This is a genomic window from Microvirga sp. GN3 (genome assembly GCF_055792825.1).
Genome location: NZ_JBVVAK010000322.1, coordinates 1 through 3,178 on the forward strand (window position 1 = coordinate 1; position 3,178 = coordinate 3,178).

3 protein-coding genes and 1 pseudogene are annotated in these 3,178 nt (G+C 64.8%); 1 reads left to right on the plus strand and 3 read right to left on the minus strand.

The annotated features are described in order from the left end of the window. From ACS5Q1_RS47260 to ACS5Q1_RS47270, 3 genes are all read right to left on the minus strand, one after another. On the minus strand, positions 1-1,364 hold a 1,364-nt coding region (locus ACS5Q1_RS47260; protein ID WP_473104688.1), incomplete at its 3' end, for an SNF2 helicase-associated domain-containing protein. A gap of 210 nt (positions 1,365-1,574) precedes the next feature. Beyond that, the gene (locus tag ACS5Q1_RS47265) at positions 1,575-2,186 is read right to left on the minus strand and encodes a hypothetical protein (protein ID WP_473104689.1); all 612 of its coding nucleotides are present in this window, start codon (positions 2,184-2,186) and stop codon (positions 1,575-1,577) included. 260 nt (positions 2,187-2,446) lie between these two features. Next, complete coding sequence (locus tag ACS5Q1_RS47270) at positions 2,447-2,590, minus strand: hypothetical protein (RefSeq protein WP_473103131.1); 144 nt, start codon at positions 2,588-2,590, stop codon at positions 2,447-2,449. A 156-nt stretch (positions 2,591-2,746) separates the two neighbouring features. On the opposite strand from ACS5Q1_RS47270, the pseudogene ACS5Q1_RS47275 reads away from it, so the two are divergent. Then, positions 2,747-2,959: pseudogene (locus ACS5Q1_RS47275) on the plus strand (transposase); the annotation flags it as partial. Positions 2,960-3,178: the final 219 nt, after the last annotated feature.

The window sequence follows — 3,178 nt, forward strand, 5'->3', positions numbered from 1 at the left end:
CCAAGCCCAAGCCCGCTCAGGAGGTGGAGCCATTCGACGCCGGCTTTCTGGTAGGGGCGCAAACGTCCCTTGAGGGCCGAGCCGGGATCAACACCGGCACCGTCGGGATTGCGCAGCGCCCTCAGTGTCTCAGTCAACCACGCTCCGGCCGTGATGTGCGACCACTCGGCGACCGCGGCGGGTTCGTCGTCCCCGGTGGCGTCGGCGCTGGCCAACAGGCGCATGGCCTCAACAAAGGTGAGCCCCTCCTGCTCGGCAAGGTCCTGCACCTCTTTGAAGCGGCGGATCGCACGGTCCAGACGCGGACGATCGATCTCGACCCATTGGCCGCGCAGCAGCACCAGCGTCTCGGTACCGGCGAGCAAGGTGGCCATTTCCTCGGCGGTGAGCGGCTCACCCTCCAGGGTCACGTCCATGTGGAAGTCGAGGAGGGCGTCAAGGCCTGTGCCGGACGGCGGGCGGGTCCCAACCGTGGCGGTGACCTGCGGGCGCGATGGACGGCCTGCGCGCCAGTGGGCGGGCAGGCGCACAACCACACCGGCGCTTTCCAGGTCAGGCACGCTGCTCAGGAGCCGTGCGGCCTCGGCCGGACTCCAGCGTAAGGGATGGAAGATCTCTCCGGTCTCGACCATGGCCTTGAGCCAGCCGCAGCGCTCCGTCGCCCGCTGCACCGGCACCAGCAGCGACAGCAATTTCTCTCGATGGGCGGCACCGGCGTATTCGCGCAAGGCCTGACTGAGCGGTACATGCTGGGCCCTTGCCTGGGCCGACAGGCGCGTGGTGTAGGTGGCCAGGAAGGCAAAAGGCCATTCCGGGTCGCGGCGGTTCTCGGCCAGATTGAAGTGGACCCGGCCGATCAGGTTCCAGGCCGGGTTCAGCGCTTTGAGAAAAGCTTGCAGATCCGTTCCGGCGGCTGTGAACGACGCGGCAAGCGCGGTGCTGAGATCGGCCCACAGCCGACGCAGGATATCGGCGCTCAGGTATTCCGCCCCCGGCATCATCGGGGCAGTCAGGACGAGCGTGGCGAGTTCGGCCTCGGCCGGTGGGGCAATGGCGGACAGGAAAGCGGCGGACGGCGTCTCTCCAGTCCCACCCGACCCGTGGAGGCAGACCGCCTCTACATAGCGTACGGCGAAATCGCGCCACCACTTGAGGTCGGGCGGCAAGGATTGACCAACCTCGCCCGCTCCGAGCTGCAATAGCCCATACCCGGTGCCACGGCCAAACGCCTCGGCCAGCCGTGCCACCACTTTGTCATCCAGGGTGGACGCATCGTCTGCCTCCTCCAGCAGGAGGTGGCCACGCGGGGTGAGACGCAACTGCATCCGGGGCATGATGGCTGAGCGAGCTCCGAAATATGTCAATCCGCGCTGCCCGTTTTATCGGAGCCGCAATCCCCACTGAACACGGCTGAGGGCTCTTCACAAGAAGCACTCGAATTTGTCAGGCAGTTGGCGCCGATCGGGTCCGGACCGCTGCCATTCCGCCTGATCGGGCGCCACTGAAAGGAGCATGGCACCATGGCTCACAGGGATGCCATAGATCCTCATGCTCCCCTTCTCGCCCCATCGGCATCACCCTGGCGCGACAGGATCGTCCTGTCCCTCGGCCGGTGTCTCGGCGGCACGTCGCAGGATCCCGCGCCGCCGATCATACAGGAGCATGATTCCATCTGGTGCCAGCGCATCCGGCCAGAACGTGAAGTTGGCGTGCTGCTGCAGGAACGGATCCTGCCCGCAACCCAGGACCAGGCATTCCTGCTTGCCCTTCGGGCACTGCGAGAAGGGGCAGAGCCGGCCGCGATAGGCGTTCACCTCCCCTTGCAGAATGAAGATCTCGACCTGATGGTGAGCAACCCCGATCTGCTTGTCCGTGAACAGCTGGTGGAGGGCCACGCTGCGGGCCCGGTTGAGGGGCTGGAGCCGGTCCAGGCGATCGAGCCACACCGCCAGATCAATGTCCTTGCATTCGTGCCAGACCGGAACGTCCCAGTGTCGGAACGGCTGAAACCGCGGCACCTCCCGCCACAACGGCCGGGCAACCGCGCCGATCAACGCCACCGCCTCGACCTCAGGCACCTCGGCAAGCACTGTCGTCACGGCATCGGCCGCCACGCGAAATTGCGCCTGCCGGTCCAGCATCTGGCGGTCCTGTGCGGCAATCTCCCGGCGTGTGGGGCGTCGCATGGCAAACCGTTTCTCAAGCCCTGTCCCCAGCCTAGCAGCTCACGTCACCAGGGTATCTTCTCAGAGCGCGAACAGATAAATCCGACTAAGCATGAAGCTGGTCACGTTCGACCGCAAACAACCGCCATTTCGATGGCACACCCTTGAGCGTACGCAAGCCCCGGTCCTGAAACTGACGAAAGGAAGGGGAAGAAGCTTGGCATCAGTGTTCCCCCTGCTCCGTCACACGATGGGGCGGTCGACCGCCCCATCGCACCGGCTCACTTCTTCACGCCGGGCCGGTCCCCCGCTTGGGAAGATTGGCCGCCCTGCCCTTCCTTGCGGCCGGACAGCTTGCCGGCCACGCGCTTGAGCGCATCCGAGATGTCATATTTCAGCTTGTTGGTGATCTCCGACATGGTCATGGCAAAACCTCATGCGGTCCAGCACACTCTCCGTGCCGCCCTGATAACGCAGCGCTTCATTATCAGTTTCCAGCATGCTCGTTTCCACCAGCGCGTTGACGGACTGGCAGGACAGCCCAGGATCATCTGCCTCTCCGGGGTCAGCGCAAGAGCTGAAGGCTTGAGACAATCCCGGGCGTCGGCTTCATCACCGCCATGGCCCTTGCCGCGACTGTCACAGATCCCTCCCACTTCCGCTCCGGCCGGGAGTTGGCCGCGTGACTGGGACTGACACCGCGGCCAAACTCATCGGGTGGCAAGGAACGGGTGGGGCGGATCTCGACGATGAGTGATGACTGCCTGCGCACTATCCTGGTGGTCGGGGGTACCTGCGGTGATCCGCTATGCCCGCACGAACACCGCGGCAGGCAGCGCCTGGATCACAGAGCGGTTCTGTCGCAATTTCTGGCTGCGGACGGAAGGATTTGGCCTGCCCCCTGAGAAGTGGTCCTCCCTGATGTATGGCTTTCAAGCCGAATGGAGGACAAGCGAATGAGCAAGAAGAGACACACGGCCGAGGACATCGTCGCGAAACTGCGGCAGGTGGAT

Coding starts and splice junctions, on each gene's coding strand:
- ACS5Q1_RS47265 (WP_473104689.1), bottom strand. CDS start 2,186: ATGCGACGCCCCACACGCCGGGAGATTGCCGCACAGGACCGCCAGATG.
- ACS5Q1_RS47270 (WP_473103131.1), bottom strand. CDS start 2,590: ATGACCATGTCGGAGATCACCAACAAGCTGAAATATGACATCTCGGAT.